Genomic DNA, 16,292 nt, shown 5'->3' with positions numbered 1-16,292 from the left:
CCGAGGGAAATGCCGGCAAACAGGCGAAGGACATTCCACGGACCATGATCGTTCGATCGCAACCGAGCTTCCAAGATATCATTTTCACCGTGCATGGCTCGATCTTGCCGCGCATCGCGCGGAGGCTGGCGGCGATAGCGATCGTCAGTGTGATCGCCATCCTGGCCGCCCAAGCCCATCCCGGCATTTTCGCGCGTATCTCGACGATCCCTTTCACCCTGATCGGCATCGCGCTCTCGATCTTCATGAGCTTTCGCAACAATGCCTGCTATGCGCGATGGTGGGAGGGGCGGCAGCTATGGGGCGAGCTGATTATCTCGGCCCGTTCGTTCGCGCGCGAGACATCGCTTCTCCCTGACGAGGATCGGCGAGCGTTGCTCCACAGCATATGTGGCTTTGCCTGCGGCCTCACCGCACGCCTTCGCGGCGAGGACGAAATCGCCGCTATTGCGCCGTGGGTCGAAATCGGCCCGGCGACAAAGAGCCCGAACGTCACCAACCTCGTGCTCGATCGTATGGGGCGTAGGCTGCTCCACCTGAAGCAGACTGGCGTCATTACGCCGATTCACTATGCCGTCGTGGCAGAAGACATGCGATCCTTCGGCAAGGTTCAGGGCGCTTGCGAGCGGATATCCACGACGCCCGTGCCGTTCGCATATTCTCTGCTGCTTCATCGCACCGCAATTATCTTTTGCGTGATGCTTCCCTTCGCGCTCGCAGGATCACTCGACTGGTGGACGCTCCTGCCGGTGCTCCTTACCGCCTATACCTTTTTCGGCCTCGACGCGCTGGGACACGAGCTGGAAGACCCGTTCGGCGTCGAGCCCAACTGTCTGCCGCTTTATGCGATGAAGCGGACAATCGAGCGGGATATGTTGTCGCTGCTTGGCGAAGAAGATCTACCCGCTCCACTGGAACCCCATAAATCCGTCCTGAGCTAAATTTGCGCACTCCTTGATACTGGCAGGGAGTACCCTATATTCGGGTGCTGTGCTGGATAGTCGCGTGCTTGGCCCATGCGCCCCCGACTATCTGACCCCCAAGGTCAAAATCGAGGAGCTTGCGGCGATGGCAAATGGATGGGCACCCGATAGTGCGGTGCAGGACCAGATTGATGCAACGATCATGGACGCGGTTTTCGCCGCCCGATCGCGTCTGCCTTCCGGCGAGGGTAGCACCGACTGCGAGGTGTGCGGCGACGAAATCCCCGCGAAACGCCGCACGGCCATACCCGGCGTAAGAACCTGTGTCGCCTGTCAAAGCGAACGCGATAAGCGCCCCACCTTCACCGGCATCAATCGCCGGGGCAGCAAGGACAGCCAGTTGCGCTGATGACGAATGGAGGGCGGCCAAGGCCAAGAATCCGGTGTATTGTACGACGGAGCTGAAGGCCGCCCAATAGCGAGGCCGAACCTCAGTCGCAGCAGCCGCGCTTGAAATGCCGGATCAGGAACCAAACGGCGCCGGCCAGGATGGCGACGATGACGATGCCCTGAACCATGTGCCGCCCTCCGTTCGCGCAGCTTCATCGATCTTCTAGCAGGCTTCGCCATCTCGGTCATGGGCAAGCCGATCGGGCGGTGTTCAACGGCTGAACACGGTGTATCGAAATCTGCACCACGGGCGCGCTGATCGCTTTTGTGAATCACCGCCCCCGCACTGATTCAGGAATGTCGCCGGACTTCGCGGGCCTGATTTTGTAGGCTTTGCGCCATGAATGGCGCAGCTCTCCCGCTTTGTGATCCGATCGAGCTGGTGGCGCTTGACCCGGCCCGCAACGTCCGGCGCGGCTACAGCATCACCGCGAGCCTCGACCTGTTCGGCATGATCTTGGTGGAAACCCGCTGGGGCCGGATCGGCGCGCGCGGTCAGGCCCGTTCCCACGCCTTCGCCGATCGCGAGGCGGCCGAGCGCCATATCGCCGCGACCTTGCGCCGGCGCAACTCGGCCGAGAACCGGATCGGCGTCGCCTATCGGCCGCTATAGGGCGGACCCGGCCCCGCTCGCGTGATTTCCGCGCAGCCGCGCCCCATAGAGGGTATTCGGGCCGAGATGGATGCCGAGCGCATCGAGCAGGCCTGCGCAGCGGGCGACGGCCGCGATCAGCAGCGGATCGGCCGGGATGGCGCGGCCGTGGCTGGTGATACGCTGTTCCTGCGCGAGCCACGTCAGCAGCAGCATTTCGCCCTCGCCGACGAGGCGGGAACCGGGCGGCAGCACGGTGATGCCGTGGCGGGCCGCCACGCGGCGCAGCTCGGCGAAGAACAGCGCTTGCGACTTCGCGGCCTGGCGCGACGGCTCCGAGGCGCGGGCATCTTCATCGGCATGGAAATGCTGTTCGTCGCCGCGCAGCATGGCGAGGGCGCGGCGTTCGAGCGCGGGGCGGCGACGCAGCGCGATCGGGGAGAAGGGCGCGCTCAACGTAATAGGAACTCCACAGGCACTACCAGCTCGATTTCGTCGGGCCGTTCGGGCGGAATCTTGGGGAGCGGATCAGCGCGGCGCAGCGTGTCGAGCGCGGCCTGATCGAGCGCCGGGAAGCCGGAACTCCGCACCAGCGACGAGGATAGCACATGGCCGTCGCGGTTCATCCGGAACCGGATATAGGCGACGCCTTGCTGGCGGGCGCTCTTCGCCGCGCCGGGATAGCGCTGGTATTTCTGCAAGCGGGCGAGAACGCGGCCCTCCCACGTATCGGGCGCGTTGCTCGATACCTGCGGCGCGGGGGGCGCCGGCGCCGTCTTGGGCGCGGCGGTTTCCGGTTGCGGGGGCGTCGGATCGACGGGCTTCACCGCTGGCGCGGGTGGGGGCGGCGCGATCGTCGGGACCGGGATGATCGGACGCTCGACCGGCACGACCTTTTGCGGCGTGGGCTGGCGCTGGTGCTTCTCGACCGGCTTGGGCGCCTCTTTCGGTTTGGGCGGCGTCTCGGGCGGCGAGGCGAGCGGAAGCAGGCTCACCACCAGCGGCGCCGAGGGCGGCGGCGGGTTGAAATGATGCTCGAACGTCAGGAGCAGGCCGGCGAAGGCCACGGCAAAGACCAGGCATGTGCCGAGAAAGCCGAATATCTTGTGTTCGGGCGGCGGGGCATAGGGATGCCGCTCGACCGGGAGCGGCAGCACGATCGGCAGCGTTTCGGCATCGTCGCGCGCCTGGCGCGCGTCGTCGCCGTCAGGGCGCATGGTGGCGAGCGTGTTGCGGCCTCCCTGTCGGTCGCAGGACGTGGCGCGCGATCACCAGCAGCGGGATCGCCAGCGCCGCCCACGACAGGCACCACCAGATGCCGCCTTCGCCGAACAGCGCCGAGAGCAAGCCGAACAGGGTCAGCGCCGCGAGGGCGATCGGCCACGACCATTGACGGCGAAAGGTGGAGCGATGCCGTTTCATCACTCGGCCGCCTCTAGCAGATCGAGGGGGGGCGCCGGCGCGTGCGGATCGCGTTGCGTTTCGGCCGGCGCGCGCTTGCGCTTGGCCGCCCACAGATAGAGGCCGCTCCCCAGCACCACGATCGTTACGAGGTCGAGCAGCGCCCAGATGATCTTGAGCGGCATCCCGCCATAATTTCCGAAATGGAGCGGGCGAGAAATCTCAAGGGCGCGCAGATACCACGGCATCTTCACCACAGCCGTCAGCTTGCCGGTGCGGGCATCGACCAGAACCGGGCTGAATAGCTGCGCGGTAAGCGGCGTGCTGCCATGCGCCCAAAGCAAATAGTGATAGGGGCTGCCATAGTCGTCGCCGGGAAAAGTGATGCTGGTGACGATCATGCCGGGTAGCGCGCGTAGCGCGGTATCGGCCGCCGCTTGCGGCGAGGACAGCTCATCAGGCCGGGGCGTTGGCTTCCCCCGCCAGGGCGCCAGCATGGCCGCCACGTCAGTCCGCTGCCATATAGCGAACAGCGGCGTCGAAAGTTCGTTCATCACGCCCGTTGTGCCGACGACAAACACCCAGGTTAGCGTGACGATGCCGAGCAGGTTGTGAAGGTCGAGCCAGCGCACGCGGCGGGAGCGCCCGGTTCGCACCGCGCCGAAATCCATTTTTCGGGTGAAGGGACCATAGAGAAGGACGCCGGAGACGATGGCAATGACGAACAGCAGGCCCATCGTTCCAAGGAACAGCTCGCCGACCAAGCCGGCGAACAGGTCTTCGTGAAGCCCCTGCATCCAGTTCATAAAGGTCCGTTGCTGCTGACCGGGCGGGGTCGATCGACCAATAACCCCGCCCGTATGAGCGTCGAAGCGGACGAAGTGCGCGACCTTCGGATTGGCCTGCTGTGCCGCGAAGGACGGCGCCATCCAGACATAGACCTGCGGCTCCTCATCGTCGGCATAGATCGAGGTGACGATCTCGCGGGGAAACATGCGCTTTGCCTGCCCCGCCAGTCGATCGAGCGACTGGCGGGGGGCGCCGGCCGGCATCTCCGCATAGACGGCCGTATCGGTCAGATGATGGATTTCCCGACTGAACAGCAACGGAAGCCCCGACAGACAGATCAGCAGCAGGAAGGCCGTGCAGATCAAGCTCGCCCACTTATGGATCGAGGCCCAAGCGCGAATCTTGTCATGTGACCGCACGGCCTGGCTACCCATCACATGCTATAGCGCAGGGAGAACAGCGCTTTGCGAGGATCGCCATAGAAGCCACCATAAGGACTTTCTAGGATCAGATAATGGGTGTCGGTTACGTTAGTCACATTCACAGACGCTGTGAGCCGATCCGTAATCTTGTATGCGGCGCGCAGGTCGAGTGTCGCATATCCACCTTGGCGCAAATAGTTTCCGTTGCCATCGGTGGCATAGATTCCGCTACTAACATAAACTCCGCCGCCCACACTGAACTTACTCAGGCTTCCGGGCAGAGTGTAAGTCGTTGACAGCTTAAAAAGATTCTTCGGAGCAATGCTGGCGAATCCAACGCCGCTGGCGTTCTCGCTGGAGTCGAGATACTTTGCGTCCGTGTATGTGTATCCGCCGTATATGATCCAATTGTTTGTTAAGTGGCCGGTTGCCGTTACCTCGACGCCACGGCTTCTAGCGCGCCCCGTCGCGATATAATAACCTTGGTCCGGGTATCTCGGGTCAGAAATTGCTCGATTCTCTTCCGTTAGCTGGAACAGAGCAACCGAGGCATTCAACCGACCATCAAGATATTCCCCCTTTACGCCAGCCTCATACTGAACGCCCTCCAGAGGAGGCAGAACATTGCCCTCCGCGTTTCTAGAAGATTGCGGATTATAAATTGTAGCGTAGCTGAAATATGCGGAATAGTTCTTGCTGATATTGTAGATAAGGCCAGCGTAAGGAGTCACCTTGCCCGAGACTCGATTTGAGGCGGTGACATTACCCTGGCTGTTGGTGTCCCACCATATTGCGCGTGCGCCGGCCACGAGAGTCAGCGGATCAGCCAAGCTGATACGTGCATTGCCATAGAGACCGTATTGATTGATCGCCGTCGTATAATGAAAGGTAGTGGGTGAGTTAAAGGCCGGCTCCGGTGCATTTTGCACCCAGGACAATGGCTCTTCGGCTTGGCAAAAGGTTCCGCCGCCTGCACTGTCAGTTGGCCCGCACCGATATGCCGTGTCGACGAAATCCTCCCGCTGATAGGTTGCCCCAAATGTTAGAGTGTGGGTGCGATTGAACAGGTGCACCGGCCCGGTAACGAACGCATCGACCGACTCTTGATTGTCGGTTTGGTGCCACGTCTCGGCTATATAGTCTGTAAGGTCCGAGTTGTTTTGAAACCCTTGGGCGAGCCCTTGAAGAACGACCGAGTGACTGCCCAAATAGTTAAAGGCGAGCTTGCCGGACCAGCCTGAGCCAAGCTTTTGATCCAGCTCGGCGAACGCGGTCTTGTATGAATAGGTATTATGGCTCCACGGCGCCTCGGTATTGGTCGATCTGTTGCCGTAAAGGATATATTCGCCATTTACTGGCGTGTCGTAGGCCAAGGCCCCTTCCCAGTTCCCCCTCTCATTTATGTCGGTATAGCTCCCACCCACCCGGAGCAGCGTAGTCGGCGTCAAATCAGCCTCAAGCGTGCCGTAAATGAGCTTGTCGTGGCGAAAGCTCGTATCCCACATCAGGTCTTGGCTCTGAATGTTGCCAACCACGCGCGCCCGGATGGAACCGGAACTGTTGAGCGGGCCGCCCACGTCGAGGGTGCCTCCAAAGTCGTTGTATGTCCCAGCGAGGGCCTCAGCTTTGAGTTGGAAGGTGTTCGGCGCGCGTTTGCGCACCATATTGAGAGCACCACCTTCGTTGCTGAAGCCGTTCATGAGCCCGTCAGGGCCTTGCAGGATTTCAACCCGATCAAACATCGCAAGATTTGGTGCGATTGAGGACAGATTCTGCGTTGTCGGCATCCCGTCCAACATCCATGTCGTGATCGGGAAACCACGCGAGTAGAAGTCCGTTCGTTCGGAGTCGGTGTTGCCAATGGTTACGCCAGGCGTCCAACGCATGGCGTCATTGAGGGTTTGCATATTCTGCTGCTGAATCTGCTCCTGCGTGATGACCGTGATCGTTTGCGGGATTTCGCGCTGGGTCAGCGGGGTTTTGCTGCCCACCGTCGTCGGCGGATTAGACATCTTCGCATAGGGATCGCTGGCTTTGGGATCATACCCGTTGGCATAGGTGCTGGCTTGTGAACCGTTGTCGCCCTCGACGCGCACCGGGCCGAGCTGCACCGTGCCGGCTTCGGCCGTAGGGGCGGGTTCGAGCCGGACGGCTGTGGGCGCGGTGAAACGATAGGTGAGGCCGGTGCCGGTCAACAGCCGGGACAGCGCCTCGCTGGCGCCGATTGCGCCGTTGACCGGCGCGCTGGTGCGCCCTGCCACATCCCCGCTCTCATAGCCGACCTGCACGCCCGATTGCTGCATATACTCGCGTAGCGCCGCTTCGAGCGGTTGAGCGGGGATCGCGAAATCATGGCTGGCGCTGGTGGCCGATGGGGCGGCCTGCGCCCAGGCCGCTGCCGGGATGGCGAGGCTCAACGCACTCGCGGCATAGAGCAGCCGGCGAGAGAAAGCACGGACAGAACGGTTGGCAGACGGCGTAGAAAGCGACATTCGGTAATCCCCCGAGCGGTTGTCCAACCCACCGAAGGCGGGCTTCTTGCCCCTGCGACGCAATCGCAACTCGCTTGGGACGCCCCTATGACTGTTCTCGAAGGCCCTTACCCAAAGGCAGCACGAAAATATTTTTAGGAGGGGGCTTTGGGCTGCACGATCAAGATGCCCCCAGGCAGCGCACGAATGCGGAGCTGGCGCATCGCCGCGAGCGTCGCCAAGGCGTCGTCGGGCTGATCCGTGCGGAAGGCGCCGCTCACCGGCTGCGCCGCGTCGAGATCGCCGAAGGTGAAGATCGGCCCCGAGCGATAGCGGCCGATTTCATGGATGGCGCGGGACAGCGGCAGGTCGCGCAGCAGCAGCGCGCCCGAGCGCCATGCGGCGATGCTGGCGCTGTCCGTCGAGGCGAGCCGTTCGGACGAACCTCCCGGCCGATAATGCAGCCGCTCGCCAACCCTGAGCGTGGTAGCCTCCTCTTGGCCCTCCGGCGCCGTCACGCGCACCACGCCGGCGCTGACCCCTACGTCCACGCCATCGTCATCGCGCTCGACCGCGAAGGCCGTCCCCACGTCTTGGGTGACGCCCCCCTCCGCCGCGACACGGAACGGGCGGGCGTCATCATGCCGCACATCGAACCAGGCACGGCCGCGCAGCAGCTTGATCCGCCGTTCATTCCCGTCGTAAGCGAGCGCGATCGCGGAATCGGTGTCCAGCACGACACGCGAGCCATCAGGCAGCGAAGCCTCCTGACGCTGGCCGGTTCCGGTCCGATAATCAGCGCGCATCAGCAGCAGAAGGTGCGGAGCGGTCGCGAGCATCAGCAGGGAGGCGGCGATGGCGCCCCCGGCGAATTGGTGGATACGCCGGCGCGGGCTCTGTTGCAAACTGTGATGACGGGCGCAGTTCGTCTCATGGCTGTTCGAGCGGTGCCCATTAGGCTGCTTCAAGTTCCATCCGTTTGCCGATGAGTTGAATGGCTTCGGTGAGGGCGCAAGCGCCGAGGCCGAAGGCACGCTCGACCAGCCGCGCCTCGCCGCAAATGTCGCGGGTGAGATTGAAGGCAGCTGCCTGTCCCTTGCGCAGGGCCCGCATCACCTCGAAGCCTTTGATCGTCGCATACGCCGTCTTCAGTGTCTTGAAACCCCGCACCGGCCGGATCAGCTGCTTCAGCTTGCCATGGTCAGCCTCAACGACGTTGTTCAGATACTTCACCTGGCGATGCTGGGTATCCTTGGGACATTTGCCTTCCGCTTTCAGTTCAGCAATGGCGGCGGTGTAGGTCGGCGCCTTATCGGTATTGATGATCTCGGGTTTCTCCCAGTCCTTCAACCCGCCCAGCGCCTTGCCCAGGAAACGCTTCGCAGCCTTCGTATTCCGCGTTGGCGAGAGATAAAAATCGATCGTGTTCCCGTCCTTGTCGACCGCGCGATACAGATACGTCCAGGCACCACGAACCTTGATATAGGTCTCATCGACCCGCCAACTCGTCGAGGCAGGGCGGCGCCATTGCCAGCGCAGCCGCTTCTCGATCTCCGGGGCGTATCTCTGAACCCAGCGGTAGATCGTGGAATGGTCAACATTCACGCCACGTTCGCCCATCATCTGCTCAAGATCCCGGTAGCTGATGCCATACCGGCAGTACCATCGCACCGCCCAAAGCACGATCTCACCCTCAAAATGCCGCCCTTTGAACCCTGACATCGCGCCACCCTCACTCTCGGCAAGACAGATCACCGAAAATCGGATCAGTTTGCAACAGAGCCTCATGGAGCGCGTTTCCATTCTTGCGCGCGCGCGCAGCGCGTTGAGCCAGGACCGTCAGCCGTCGATCGGCGGAGCATTGCGGCAGGTGTGCGAGGCCTTGCACGCGCAGGCCGAGCCGCGCTCCATCCTGATTTCGATGCAGGTCGAACAAGAGGTTCACGGCCTTTCCCCCCACCAGATCACTACCTTGGCGCTTGTCGTGAATGAGCTGGCGACGAACGCCATCAAGCACGCGTTCGAGGAAGGGAAAAGCGGGCACATCCGCATCACGGCCGGCGGAAGTCCCGGCCGTGAGGTGACGATCATGGTCGATGACGATGGTCTTCCCTTCCCCGAAGCTACGAGCCGCAGCGGTGATGGTCTCGGGCTTGGGCTGGTGAAGCGATTGGTGGCATCGATCGGGGGGTTGTTCATTCCGCCCCCTCCCGGATCGAAAGTGTTCGAGATCAGGGTGGCCGTCCAATCTGGTGGAGCTTGATGCTCCCGGAACAGCCAATCAGGCCGGACCTGTCAGGCGAAGCGAAACGCATCCTAGAGAACCAGCAGTTGAACCTTGTAATGGATAAATGCCGGAGCCTTTATGACTAACGATAACCTTGAATACTATGAACGCCGCGCCCGCGAGGAAGCCGCAGCGGCTGAAGCCAGCGCCAGTACCGAGGCTGCATCGGCGCATCGGCTGCTCGCGATCGAATATGAGGCTCAGGCGCGCGAGTTGCGTCTAGCTCAGACTCGTCCGAAGCTGACAATTCGTTCAAGCTGATAATAGGGAGGACAGGGACGATGCCGCAGGGCGACAAGGACAAATATACCGACAAGCAGAAGCGCAAAGCCGAGCATATCGAGGAAGGCTACGAGGATCGCGGCACTCCTAAGGACGAAGCCGAGCGTCGCGCCTGGGCGACTGTCAACAAGGAGAGCGGCGGGGGCAACAAGTCCGGGTCCGGCCGTGGCAAGCCCGACACGCACGAGTCCTCCGAGAAGGGTGGCAAGAAGGGCGGCGAAGCATCGGCGCACCGGTCGGCCGCTGATCGTTCTGCATCAGCCAAGAAGGGCGCAGCGACCCGCAAGCGGAACGCCGAGAAGAAATGAAGCGGGGCGACGGCATGACCGCCGCCCCTGCGAAGATCAAATGTAGCCGCCGACGCCGTAGTAGCTGTTGACCTGCTCGCCATAGGCGCGGTCGTAGCGGGGTTCGTCGCCCGAGCGGTAGGACGGCGCCTTTTCGAGCATGTCCTTGTCGAGATCGACGACATAGCCGCCTTGATCGGTTTCGTAGGTAAGCACCTTCCAGGATGATGTGGCGATCGATCCCGGCAGACCGGAACGATCGCCGATCCTGAGCGTTCTTCGGTAATAACGTCGGAGAACAATAATGCGCGCACTATGTTGGCATGGAAAAGGTGACGTTCGGGTAGACACCGTTGCCGATCCCGAAATCAAGCATCCTCGGGATGCCATCATCAAGGTTACGGCCTGCGCGATATGCGGATCGGATCTCCACCTGCTCGATGGCTATCAGCCGACCATGGAGAGCGGAGACATTCTGGGCCATGAGAATATGGGCGAGGTCGTAGCGCTGGGCTCGGAGGTGACGAACCTCAAAATCGGCGACCGCGTGGTGGTGCCGTTCACGATCAGCTGCGGCGAGTGCTGGTTCTGCAAGAAGGGACTGTTTTCGGCCTGCTGCACGACCAACCCCAATGCCGAAATGGCGATCAAGGCGATGGGCCATTCGCCCGCCGGCCTGTTCGGCTTCAGCCACATGCTGGGCGGCTATTGCGGTGGCCAGGCCGAATATCTGCGCGTGCCGATGGCCGATTTCGGCCCGATCAAAGTGCCCGACAATGTCACCGATGAGCAGGCGCTGTTCCTCTCGGACATCTTCCCGACCGGTTACATGGCCGCCGAGAATGCCAATATCGAGGAAGGCGACACCGTCGCGATCTGGGGCTGCGGTCCGGTCGGCCAGTTCGCGATCCGCTCGGCGCTGATGCTCGGTGCCGGTCGCGTGATCGCGATCGACGAAGTGCCCGAACGCCTCGCCATGGCTGAAGCCGGCGGTGCCGAAACGATCAACTTCGCCGAAGTCGACAATGTCTATGACGAGTTGCAATTCCGCACCAAGGGCCGCGGGCCTGACAGCTGCATCGACGCGGTGGGCGCCGAAGCTGCCGGGCATGGCTCGGTCGATGCGGTTCTCGACAAGGCCAAGGCCACGGTCGGCCTTGCCACCGACCGCATCCATGTGCTGCGAGAAGCGATCATGAGCTGCCGGATGGGCGGCACCGTTTCGATCCCCGGCGTCTATGTCGGGATGGGCGACAAGGTCCCGCTCGGCGCGATGATGAACAAGGGGCTGACGATCAAAACTGGCCAGACCCACGTCCAAGCCTACACCGCGCCGCTGATGGCACGCATTGAAGCTGGCGAAATTGACCCCAGCTTTGTAATTACTCACCCGGCCAGTCTCGAGGACGCTCCCGAGATGTACAAAAAGTTTCGGGATAAGGAAGACGGCGTCATCAAGGTGGTGATGCGCCCGCACGGTTGAAATGACTTAGAGCCCGCGTACCGTCAAGCGGTGCGCGGGCTTCCTTATGAGCCGTGGTTTTGGCGAGTGTCATAACCGGTCGGTTTTGACACCGGCACCCTGCCCCAGCTTTTTCAAGGGTTTGCAGGTGTCAAAACCCCATGTCAGAATGACGGCATGGAAACTGGCTATGCTCGCGTGTCCCGAGGTGACTCCCAAGACATAGACCCTCAGCTTCGCGCGCTCCGCGATGCGGGGTGCGATCCCATTTATCAGGAGGAGGCATCGGGCGGCCGAGCTGACCGTCCCGAGCTGGCGCGCGCGATCGGCGCGTTGAAGCCCGGCGACGTGTTGGTGGTGTGGAAGCTTGATCGACTGTCGCGATCCCTCCGCGACCTTCTGTTCACGCTGGAGGCGATCACCGCGGCCGGTGCTGGTTTCCGATCGTTGACCGAGGCGATCGACACCACCACCGCGCCAGGCCGGCTGATGACGCAGATGCTGGGCGCGTTCGCCGAGTTCGAGCGCGCCATGATCCGGGAGCGGACCATAAACGGCTTGGCACACGCACGCAGCGCCGGCCGGCACCTTGGCCGTCGACCGAGTCTCACCGGCCAGCAGCGCGCCGAGATCATCGCCAAGGCGGAAGCCGGCCAAGGTTCCCCCGCCCAGCTCGCCAGCCTGTTCCGCGTGTCCCGCTCGACCGTGCAGCGCGTGTTGCGGAAGCATCGGGAGCAAGGCTGACGCTTCAATAGTATAGATGGCTGAGATAGGAACAGGTCGGGAACCTCAGCGAGTCAGGGTCGTGGAAGACAGCAGCAAGCGGGTAACGGCCCAGATTGGAAGAAAGCCGGCAGCCAACATTCATCATGCAACACGACTGGCCGAGCAGATCGGTTGTCCGCTAAACCAATTTGTCACAATCAATTACTCGAAGACGCAGTGCCCGGCCGACGACGCGACCGCGACCTTCCGCAACCTCCTGTCGGACTGGTTTGCACGTTGGCTTCGTCGGCATCCCAAAAACAGGAAGGGCGTACCGCCGGCCTACGTTTACGCATTTGAGGCGGCCGGCGGGCAGATCGCCGTACACTGGCTGGTGCATATACCGCGGGGGCTGATCCGTGAGTTCTGGCGCCAAGTACCTGAATGGGTGGCGGCCACTGCGGGAGCCATCGACAGCGCCACTGCGATAAAGCACCGCCGCATCTACCGTGTCGTTGGAGCCAAGCGTTACATCCTGAAGGGTATGGACCCGCACTTTGCGCGTCTCTGGAAAATCCGCCCGTCACCACAAGGCAGCATTGTCGGCCGTCGCAGCGGGTTCAGCAGAAGCCTCGGCCCTGCGGCACGACGCGCAGCTTCCTATCGTCCGCAACGATACCAAGCGGGGCGCTGGGCACTGGCGTCATCTGCGCTGTCCTGACCACGCCTTGTGTTTTGCACGCGAAGGAGTGAGGTGCGGCAGATGATCGACGATGATGAGCTGAAAACGATCACCCGTACGCTTCACAGCGGACATGACATGCTGCCCTTCATCACCGGCCTGCATCCTGCCAGCACGATGCAGTTTCGGCGTTTGCCCAGTGAAATGCAGGCATTGCTGGAGTCCTCGCCCGACTATCAGGCCCCCGATCCAGGTCGGGGGCCTGTCTGGCTACAGATAGCGAGCGGCGGCGATGCAGCGGAATTGGTGGTCTATCGTGCCCGCGGAAGCGGCACCTTGTACGTCATGGCACCCGATCCGGGCCGATAACAGCGGACCCCTCAAGAACCGAACACCTGCCTGACTACCTCGCTCAGTTCACCGCAATTCGTGTTTTGTTCTTGAAAATAGGGAAACGCCACGACAGAGTGGCACAAATATTCCCAGAGGTTGCCGTGCGATCATCCGTTTCCGACTTTTCCCGCCTCCGCACCAGCGCCGGTGTCAGCATCGACGCATTCGCGGCCAGTTCGGGATTTTCGCGCCGTACCGTATATCGCTGGGAACGCGGCGAGACACTGCCCCGCAAGGCGGCGATGCGGATGTTGGACACGTTGATCCGCGAACACCGACAGGCGGCGGTGCCAGCCAGCACGAAGGCTTTCCGTTTTATCGACCTGTTCGCGGGCATTGGCGGCCTGCGCCGCGGCTTCGATGAGTATGGCGAATGTGTCTTCACCAGCGAGTGGGACAAATACTCGCAGGCCACCTACCTCGCCAATTATGACTGCGAGCATGAGGTCACCGGCGACATAACCAAGGTGTCGGTGGAGAGCATCCCGCCGCACGACCTGCTGCTGGCGGGCTTCCCTTGCCAGCCCTTTTCGATCGCGGGCGTATCAAAGAAGAACGCGCTCAACCGGCCGCACGGTTTTGCCGACGAGACGCAGGGCACGCTGTTCTTCAACGTGGCAAAGATCATCCAGCATCACCGCCCGCGCGCGTTCCTGCTGGAGAACGTCAAGAACTTGGTCAACCACGACAAGGGGCGGACGTTCGAGGTGATCCACCGCACGCTGACGGCCGAGCTGGGCTATCAGGTCCACTGGAAGGTCATCAATTCCAAGGCGTTCGTGCCCCAGCAGCGCGAGCGCATCTTCATCGTCGGCTTCCGCGATCCGAATGACTTCACCTTTGCCGACCTCGTGCTGCCCGACATGCTCAACGGTCCGAAACTCAGCACCATCCTGCATCCCGAGGACGGCACCGAAGAGCTGGACGCGCCCTATACCCGCGGCAACATCGCGTCGGTGTCGGAGAAGTACACGCTCACCGATCACCTGTGGCGCTACCTTCAGGGCTACGCGGCCAAGCATAAGGCCGCCGGCAACGGGTTCGGGTTCGGGCTGGTCGGGCCCGGCGACGTCGCCCGCACGCTGTCGGCGCGCTACTACAAGGACGGTTCGGAGATTCTTGTCGAGCAGAAAGGGAAGAATCCCCGCCGGCTTACCCCGCGTGAATGCGCCCGGCTGATGGGGTTCGATGAACCTGGCGGCCGGGATTTCATCATCCCCGTGTCCGACACCCAAGCCTATCGCCAGTTCGGCAACGCCGTTGTCGTGCCGGTGGTGAAGGCAGTGGCCGAGCATATGCTGCCGTGGCTGGTCGATCGCGCGCAGATCGAGCCGGAACGGCTCCAGCGGAAGCTGGCGCTTGCCGGGTGATATAGTCGATGCGGCGACACGCAGCCGCATGATGGCCGGGATCAGGGGGAAGGACACCAAGCCCGAGCTGGTGGTACGGCGCGGCCTTCACGCCCTTGGTTTCCGGTTCCGGCTTCACGATCGCGCACTGTCCGGCAAGCCCGACATGGTGCTGCCCCGGTGGCGCGCGGTCATCTTCATTCACGGCTGTTTCTGGCACGCGCACGACTGCCCGCTGTTCCGGTGGCCGGGCACGCGCCAAGATTTCTGGCGGCAGAAGATCGGCCGTAATCAGGAACGTGATGCTGAGGTGGAAGCCGCGCTTGACCATGCCGGATGGCGCGTGCTGAAAATCTGGGAATGCTCGATGAAAGGCCCCGGCCGGATCGGGGCCGATGCCGTCATGCCACTCGCGGCTGACTGGCTTCGCTCCGATCGGAAACAGGGGGAGATCAGGGGAACGCTGCGTGCCGGTAGGTGATCTTGTCGAATGGCTAGACGAATATGGCGGCCCGGGCTTCGTCTGGTACGTGAAACGCCTGTCGGGCAACGACACGCTGGCGAACCAGACCCATCAGGCCGGTCCCTATATCCCCCGCGAGGTGCTGTTCCCGCTCTTTCCTGCGCTCAACCGGAAAGACGTGAAGAACCCCGACGTATGGTTCAGCCTGTACGTCGATTCTCATGCCGATCACCGGGAGGTGAGGGCGGTTTGGTACAACAACCACTATCATGACACGACGGCGAAGCGTGGCCGCGATGAAACGAGGGTCACGAACTTCGGAGGCGGAGCATCAGCGCTGCTCGACCCGGAAAGCACCGGGGCGCTGACCATTTTTGCGTTCAGTAAGGTTGAGCCTCCCGAGGTAGCTGACTGTCACGTCTGGGTCTGCCGCCATGAGACGGAAGAGGATCTGGTCGAAGATCGCGTCGGGCCGGTTGAGCCGGGCAAATGGCTGTTGTGGCCCCCTGCGCAGGAGGGGTTGCTTGGCTTGTTGCAGGCCCCGCCGGTGCGGGCGAGCTGCTGGCTGGCGGATAATGAAATACCAGCGGCGTGGCGCACCAAATTCCCCTCTGGCGTCGATATCATCCGCAAGGCGGTCGAGCTGCGTGCCGATGCCGGCCTTGACCCCGACAAGCGGCTGGTGCGTCGCCGCGATTGCGAGTTCGAGATTTTCCGAAGCGTCGAGCAGGCGATCGAGCTGCCGTTCATCCGAGCCGGGTTCGTGACGGTGGACGACTTCATCGCACGTGCCCAGACCATTCTCCAGCGCCGCAAGGCGAGGTCCGGCCGGTCGCTGGAACTCCATGCCCGCGCGATCTTTATTGAAGAACGGCTGGTCGAGGGCACGCACTTCGCTCACCAGCCGGAATCCGAACCCGGCAAGCGACCCGACTTCCTGTTTCCCTCGGTCGCCGCTTATCGCGATGCGAGCTTTCCGGCCGACCGACTCCGGATGCTGGCGGTAAAGACGACATGTAAGGATCGCTGGCGACAAATCCTCAACGAAGCCGATCGCATTCCCGCCAAGCACCTGCTGACGTTGCAGGAGGGTGTTTCAGAGTCGCAGTTCCGCGAGATGACCAATGCTGGCGTGCAGCTCGTCGTACCAGCCGGTATTGCTGATACCTTCCCGAAGGACGTTCGCCCTCACCTCCAGACGCTCGAAAGCTTCATCGGCGACGTGCGGCTGTTGCCGCTAGCAGGGCACGCTTAACTGTTCCCTTTGCTGTAGAGAGTAGTCAATCCGCACCTGTTTCTTACGAACCCGATTAGATCGAAATCCGAGGATAGAG

The 16,292-nt window shown here is 62.2% G+C and carries 21 protein-coding genes; 13 read left to right on the top strand and 8 right to left on the bottom strand.

What is annotated here, in order from left to right; all coding sequences use genetic code 11:
* Positions 1-44: 44 nt before the first annotated feature.
* The 3 genes from ACOZBP_RS13420 to ACOZBP_RS13410 all read left to right on the top strand — a co-directional run bounded on the left by ACOZBP_RS13420 (position 45) and on the right by ACOZBP_RS13410 (position 1,986).
* Positions 45-941 carry a bestrophin family protein gene (locus ACOZBP_RS13420; protein ID WP_062126538.1) on the top strand — a complete coding sequence of 299 codons (897 nt, stop codon included), beginning with the start codon at positions 45-47 and terminating at the stop codon, positions 939-941.
* Positions 942-1,068: 127 nt separating this feature from the next.
* The gene (locus tag ACOZBP_RS13415; RefSeq protein ID WP_024310576.1) at positions 1,069-1,332 is read left to right on the top strand and encodes a DksA/TraR family C4-type zinc finger protein; all 264 of its coding nucleotides are present in this window, start codon (positions 1,069-1,071) and stop codon (positions 1,330-1,332) included.
* Between the two features lie 381 nt (positions 1,333-1,713).
* Positions 1,714-1,986 carry a WGR domain-containing protein gene (locus tag ACOZBP_RS13410; protein ID WP_062126535.1) on the top strand — a complete coding sequence of 91 codons (273 nt, stop codon included), beginning with the start codon at positions 1,714-1,716 and terminating at the stop codon, positions 1,984-1,986.
* On the opposite strand, the gene ACOZBP_RS13405 is transcribed toward ACOZBP_RS13410, so the two are convergent.
* The 7 genes from ACOZBP_RS13405 to ACOZBP_RS13375 all read right to left on the bottom strand — a co-directional run bounded on the left by ACOZBP_RS13405 (position 1,981) and on the right by ACOZBP_RS13375 (position 8,770).
* Positions 1,981-2,421, bottom strand: coding sequence for a hypothetical protein (locus tag ACOZBP_RS13405; protein WP_062126531.1), 441 nt, complete (start codon positions 2,419-2,421; stop codon positions 1,981-1,983). The two genes, ACOZBP_RS13410 and ACOZBP_RS13405, sit on opposite strands and share 6 nt — an antisense overlap.
* A complete protein-coding gene (locus ACOZBP_RS13400; protein WP_062126528.1) occupies positions 2,418-3,182 on the bottom strand; it encodes an energy transducer TonB family protein in 765 nt (254 codons plus the stop codon). The genes ACOZBP_RS13405 and ACOZBP_RS13400 overlap by 4 nt, the downstream gene beginning before the upstream one ends.
* The gene (locus ACOZBP_RS13395) at positions 3,172-3,387 is read right to left on the bottom strand and encodes a hypothetical protein (RefSeq protein ID WP_062126525.1); all 216 of its coding nucleotides are present in this window, start codon (positions 3,385-3,387) and stop codon (positions 3,172-3,174) included. The genes ACOZBP_RS13400 and ACOZBP_RS13395 overlap by 11 nt, the downstream gene beginning before the upstream one ends.
* On the bottom strand, positions 3,387-4,589 hold the full coding sequence (locus tag ACOZBP_RS13390; RefSeq protein WP_165118081.1) for a PepSY-associated TM helix domain-containing protein: 1,203 nt from the start codon (positions 4,587-4,589) through the stop codon (positions 3,387-3,389). Before ACOZBP_RS13390 ends, ACOZBP_RS13395 begins: the two co-directional genes overlap by 1 nt.
* Positions 4,589-7,069 carry a TonB-dependent siderophore receptor gene (locus ACOZBP_RS13385; RefSeq protein WP_165118083.1) on the bottom strand — a complete coding sequence of 827 codons (2,481 nt, stop codon included), beginning with the start codon at positions 7,067-7,069 and terminating at the stop codon, positions 4,589-4,591. The genes ACOZBP_RS13390 and ACOZBP_RS13385 overlap by 1 nt, the downstream gene beginning before the upstream one ends.
* 134 nt (positions 7,070-7,203) lie before the next feature.
* Positions 7,204-8,016: a FecR family protein gene (locus tag ACOZBP_RS13380; protein WP_422676838.1), complete on the bottom strand. Its 813-nt coding sequence runs from the start codon at positions 8,014-8,016 to the stop codon at positions 7,204-7,206.
* Positions 8,003-8,770, bottom strand: coding sequence for an IS6 family transposase (locus tag ACOZBP_RS13375; RefSeq protein ID WP_066521070.1), 768 nt, complete (start codon positions 8,768-8,770; stop codon positions 8,003-8,005). The genes ACOZBP_RS13380 and ACOZBP_RS13375 overlap by 14 nt, the downstream gene beginning before the upstream one ends.
* 64 nt (positions 8,771-8,834) lie before the next feature.
* On the opposite strand from ACOZBP_RS13375, the gene ACOZBP_RS13370 reads away from it, so the two are divergent.
* The 3 genes from ACOZBP_RS13370 (at position 8,835) to ACOZBP_RS13360 (ending at position 9,925) form a co-directional block, all read left to right on the top strand.
* The gene (locus ACOZBP_RS13370) at positions 8,835-9,311 is read left to right on the top strand and encodes an ATP-binding protein (protein WP_422676837.1); all 477 of its coding nucleotides are present in this window, start codon (positions 8,835-8,837) and stop codon (positions 9,309-9,311) included.
* A gap of 102 nt (positions 9,312-9,413) precedes the next feature.
* Positions 9,414-9,596, top strand: coding sequence for a hypothetical protein (locus ACOZBP_RS13365; RefSeq protein WP_165118109.1), 183 nt, complete (start codon positions 9,414-9,416; stop codon positions 9,594-9,596).
* Positions 9,597-9,616: 20 nt separating this feature from the next.
* Entirely contained in the window at positions 9,617-9,925 is a 309-nt protein-coding gene (locus ACOZBP_RS13360) for a plasmid stabilization protein (protein WP_165118107.1), read from the top strand.
* A gap of 36 nt (positions 9,926-9,961) precedes the next feature.
* On the opposite strand, the gene ACOZBP_RS13355 is transcribed toward ACOZBP_RS13360, so the two are convergent.
* Positions 9,962-10,120 carry a hypothetical protein gene (locus ACOZBP_RS13355; protein ID WP_165118105.1) on the bottom strand — a complete coding sequence of 53 codons (159 nt, stop codon included), beginning with the start codon at positions 10,118-10,120 and terminating at the stop codon, positions 9,962-9,964.
* An 88-nt stretch (positions 10,121-10,208) separates the two neighbouring features.
* Between ACOZBP_RS13355 and ACOZBP_RS13350 the strand changes: the two genes are divergently transcribed.
* The 7 genes from ACOZBP_RS13350 (at position 10,209) to ACOZBP_RS13320 (ending at position 16,213) form a co-directional block, all read left to right on the top strand.
* Positions 10,209-11,387, top strand: coding sequence for a zinc-dependent alcohol dehydrogenase (locus ACOZBP_RS13350; RefSeq protein ID WP_165118103.1), 1,179 nt, complete (start codon positions 10,209-10,211; stop codon positions 11,385-11,387).
* 156 nt (positions 11,388-11,543) lie between these two features.
* Complete coding sequence (locus ACOZBP_RS13345) at positions 11,544-12,110, top strand: recombinase family protein (protein ID WP_165118101.1); 567 nt, start codon at positions 11,544-11,546, stop codon at positions 12,108-12,110.
* Between the two features lie 61 nt (positions 12,111-12,171).
* The gene (locus tag ACOZBP_RS13340; RefSeq protein ID WP_165118099.1) at positions 12,172-12,792 is read left to right on the top strand and encodes a hypothetical protein; all 621 of its coding nucleotides are present in this window, start codon (positions 12,172-12,174) and stop codon (positions 12,790-12,792) included.
* Between the two features lie 42 nt (positions 12,793-12,834).
* Positions 12,835-13,122 carry a hypothetical protein gene (locus tag ACOZBP_RS13335; RefSeq protein WP_165118097.1) on the top strand — a complete coding sequence of 96 codons (288 nt, stop codon included), beginning with the start codon at positions 12,835-12,837 and terminating at the stop codon, positions 13,120-13,122.
* Between the two features lie 125 nt (positions 13,123-13,247).
* On the top strand, positions 13,248-14,516 hold the full coding sequence (gene dcm / locus ACOZBP_RS13330; RefSeq protein ID WP_165118095.1) for a DNA (cytosine-5-)-methyltransferase: 1,269 nt from the start codon (positions 13,248-13,250) through the stop codon (positions 14,514-14,516).
* On the top strand, positions 14,506-14,976 hold the full coding sequence (locus ACOZBP_RS13325) for a very short patch repair endonuclease (protein WP_165118093.1): 471 nt from the start codon (positions 14,506-14,508) through the stop codon (positions 14,974-14,976). The genes dcm and ACOZBP_RS13325 overlap by 11 nt, the downstream gene beginning before the upstream one ends.
* Positions 14,963-16,213 carry a type II restriction endonuclease gene (locus ACOZBP_RS13320; RefSeq protein ID WP_205751311.1) on the top strand — a complete coding sequence of 417 codons (1,251 nt, stop codon included), beginning with the start codon at positions 14,963-14,965 and terminating at the stop codon, positions 16,211-16,213. The genes ACOZBP_RS13325 and ACOZBP_RS13320 overlap by 14 nt, the downstream gene beginning before the upstream one ends.
* The last annotated feature ends 79 nt before the right edge of the window (positions 16,214-16,292 follow it).

This window comes from Brevundimonas sp. NPDC058933 (assembly GCF_049315965.1).
In the GTDB taxonomy this organism is placed as follows: domain Bacteria; phylum Pseudomonadota; class Alphaproteobacteria; order Caulobacterales; family Caulobacteraceae; genus Brevundimonas.
The sequence above is the reverse complement of the archived record's forward strand: the minus strand, read 5'-3'. Positions and strand labels throughout refer to the sequence as shown.

What these genes read in the sequence shown, in the direction of transcription:
- ACOZBP_RS13420 (WP_062126538.1), top strand. Translation starts at nt 45, where the DNA reads ATGATCGTTCGATCGCAACCGAGCTTCCAAGATATCATTTTCACCGTG.
- ACOZBP_RS13415 (WP_024310576.1), top strand. Translation starts at nt 1,069, where the DNA reads ATGGCAAATGGATGGGCACCCGATAGTGCGGTGCAGGACCAGATTGAT.
- ACOZBP_RS13410 (WP_062126535.1), top strand. Translation starts at nt 1,714, where the DNA reads ATGAATGGCGCAGCTCTCCCGCTTTGTGATCCGATCGAGCTGGTGGCG.
- ACOZBP_RS13400 (WP_062126528.1), bottom strand. Translation starts at nt 3,182, where the DNA reads ATGCGCCCTGACGGCGACGACGCGCGCCAGGCGCGCGACGATGCCGAA.
- ACOZBP_RS13395 (WP_062126525.1), bottom strand. Translation starts at nt 3,387, where the DNA reads ATGAAACGGCATCGCTCCACCTTTCGCCGTCAATGGTCGTGGCCGATC.
- ACOZBP_RS13390 (WP_165118081.1), bottom strand. Translation starts at nt 4,589, where the DNA reads ATGGGTAGCCAGGCCGTGCGGTCACATGACAAGATTCGCGCTTGGGCC.
- ACOZBP_RS13385 (WP_165118083.1), bottom strand. Translation starts at nt 7,069, where the DNA reads ATGTCGCTTTCTACGCCGTCTGCCAACCGTTCTGTCCGTGCTTTCTCT.
- ACOZBP_RS13375 (WP_066521070.1), bottom strand. Translation starts at nt 8,770, where the DNA reads ATGTCAGGGTTCAAAGGGCGGCATTTTGAGGGTGAGATCGTGCTTTGG.
- ACOZBP_RS13370 (WP_422676837.1), top strand. Translation starts at nt 8,835, where the DNA reads ATGGAGCGCGTTTCCATTCTTGCGCGCGCGCGCAGCGCGTTGAGCCAG.
- ACOZBP_RS13365 (WP_165118109.1), top strand. Translation starts at nt 9,414, where the DNA reads ATGACTAACGATAACCTTGAATACTATGAACGCCGCGCCCGCGAGGAA.
- ACOZBP_RS13360 (WP_165118107.1), top strand. Translation starts at nt 9,617, where the DNA reads ATGCCGCAGGGCGACAAGGACAAATATACCGACAAGCAGAAGCGCAAA.
- ACOZBP_RS13350 (WP_165118103.1), top strand. Translation starts at nt 10,209, where the DNA reads ATGCGCGCACTATGTTGGCATGGAAAAGGTGACGTTCGGGTAGACACC.
- ACOZBP_RS13345 (WP_165118101.1), top strand. Translation starts at nt 11,544, where the DNA reads ATGGAAACTGGCTATGCTCGCGTGTCCCGAGGTGACTCCCAAGACATA.
- ACOZBP_RS13335 (WP_165118097.1), top strand. Translation starts at nt 12,835, where the DNA reads ATGATCGACGATGATGAGCTGAAAACGATCACCCGTACGCTTCACAGC.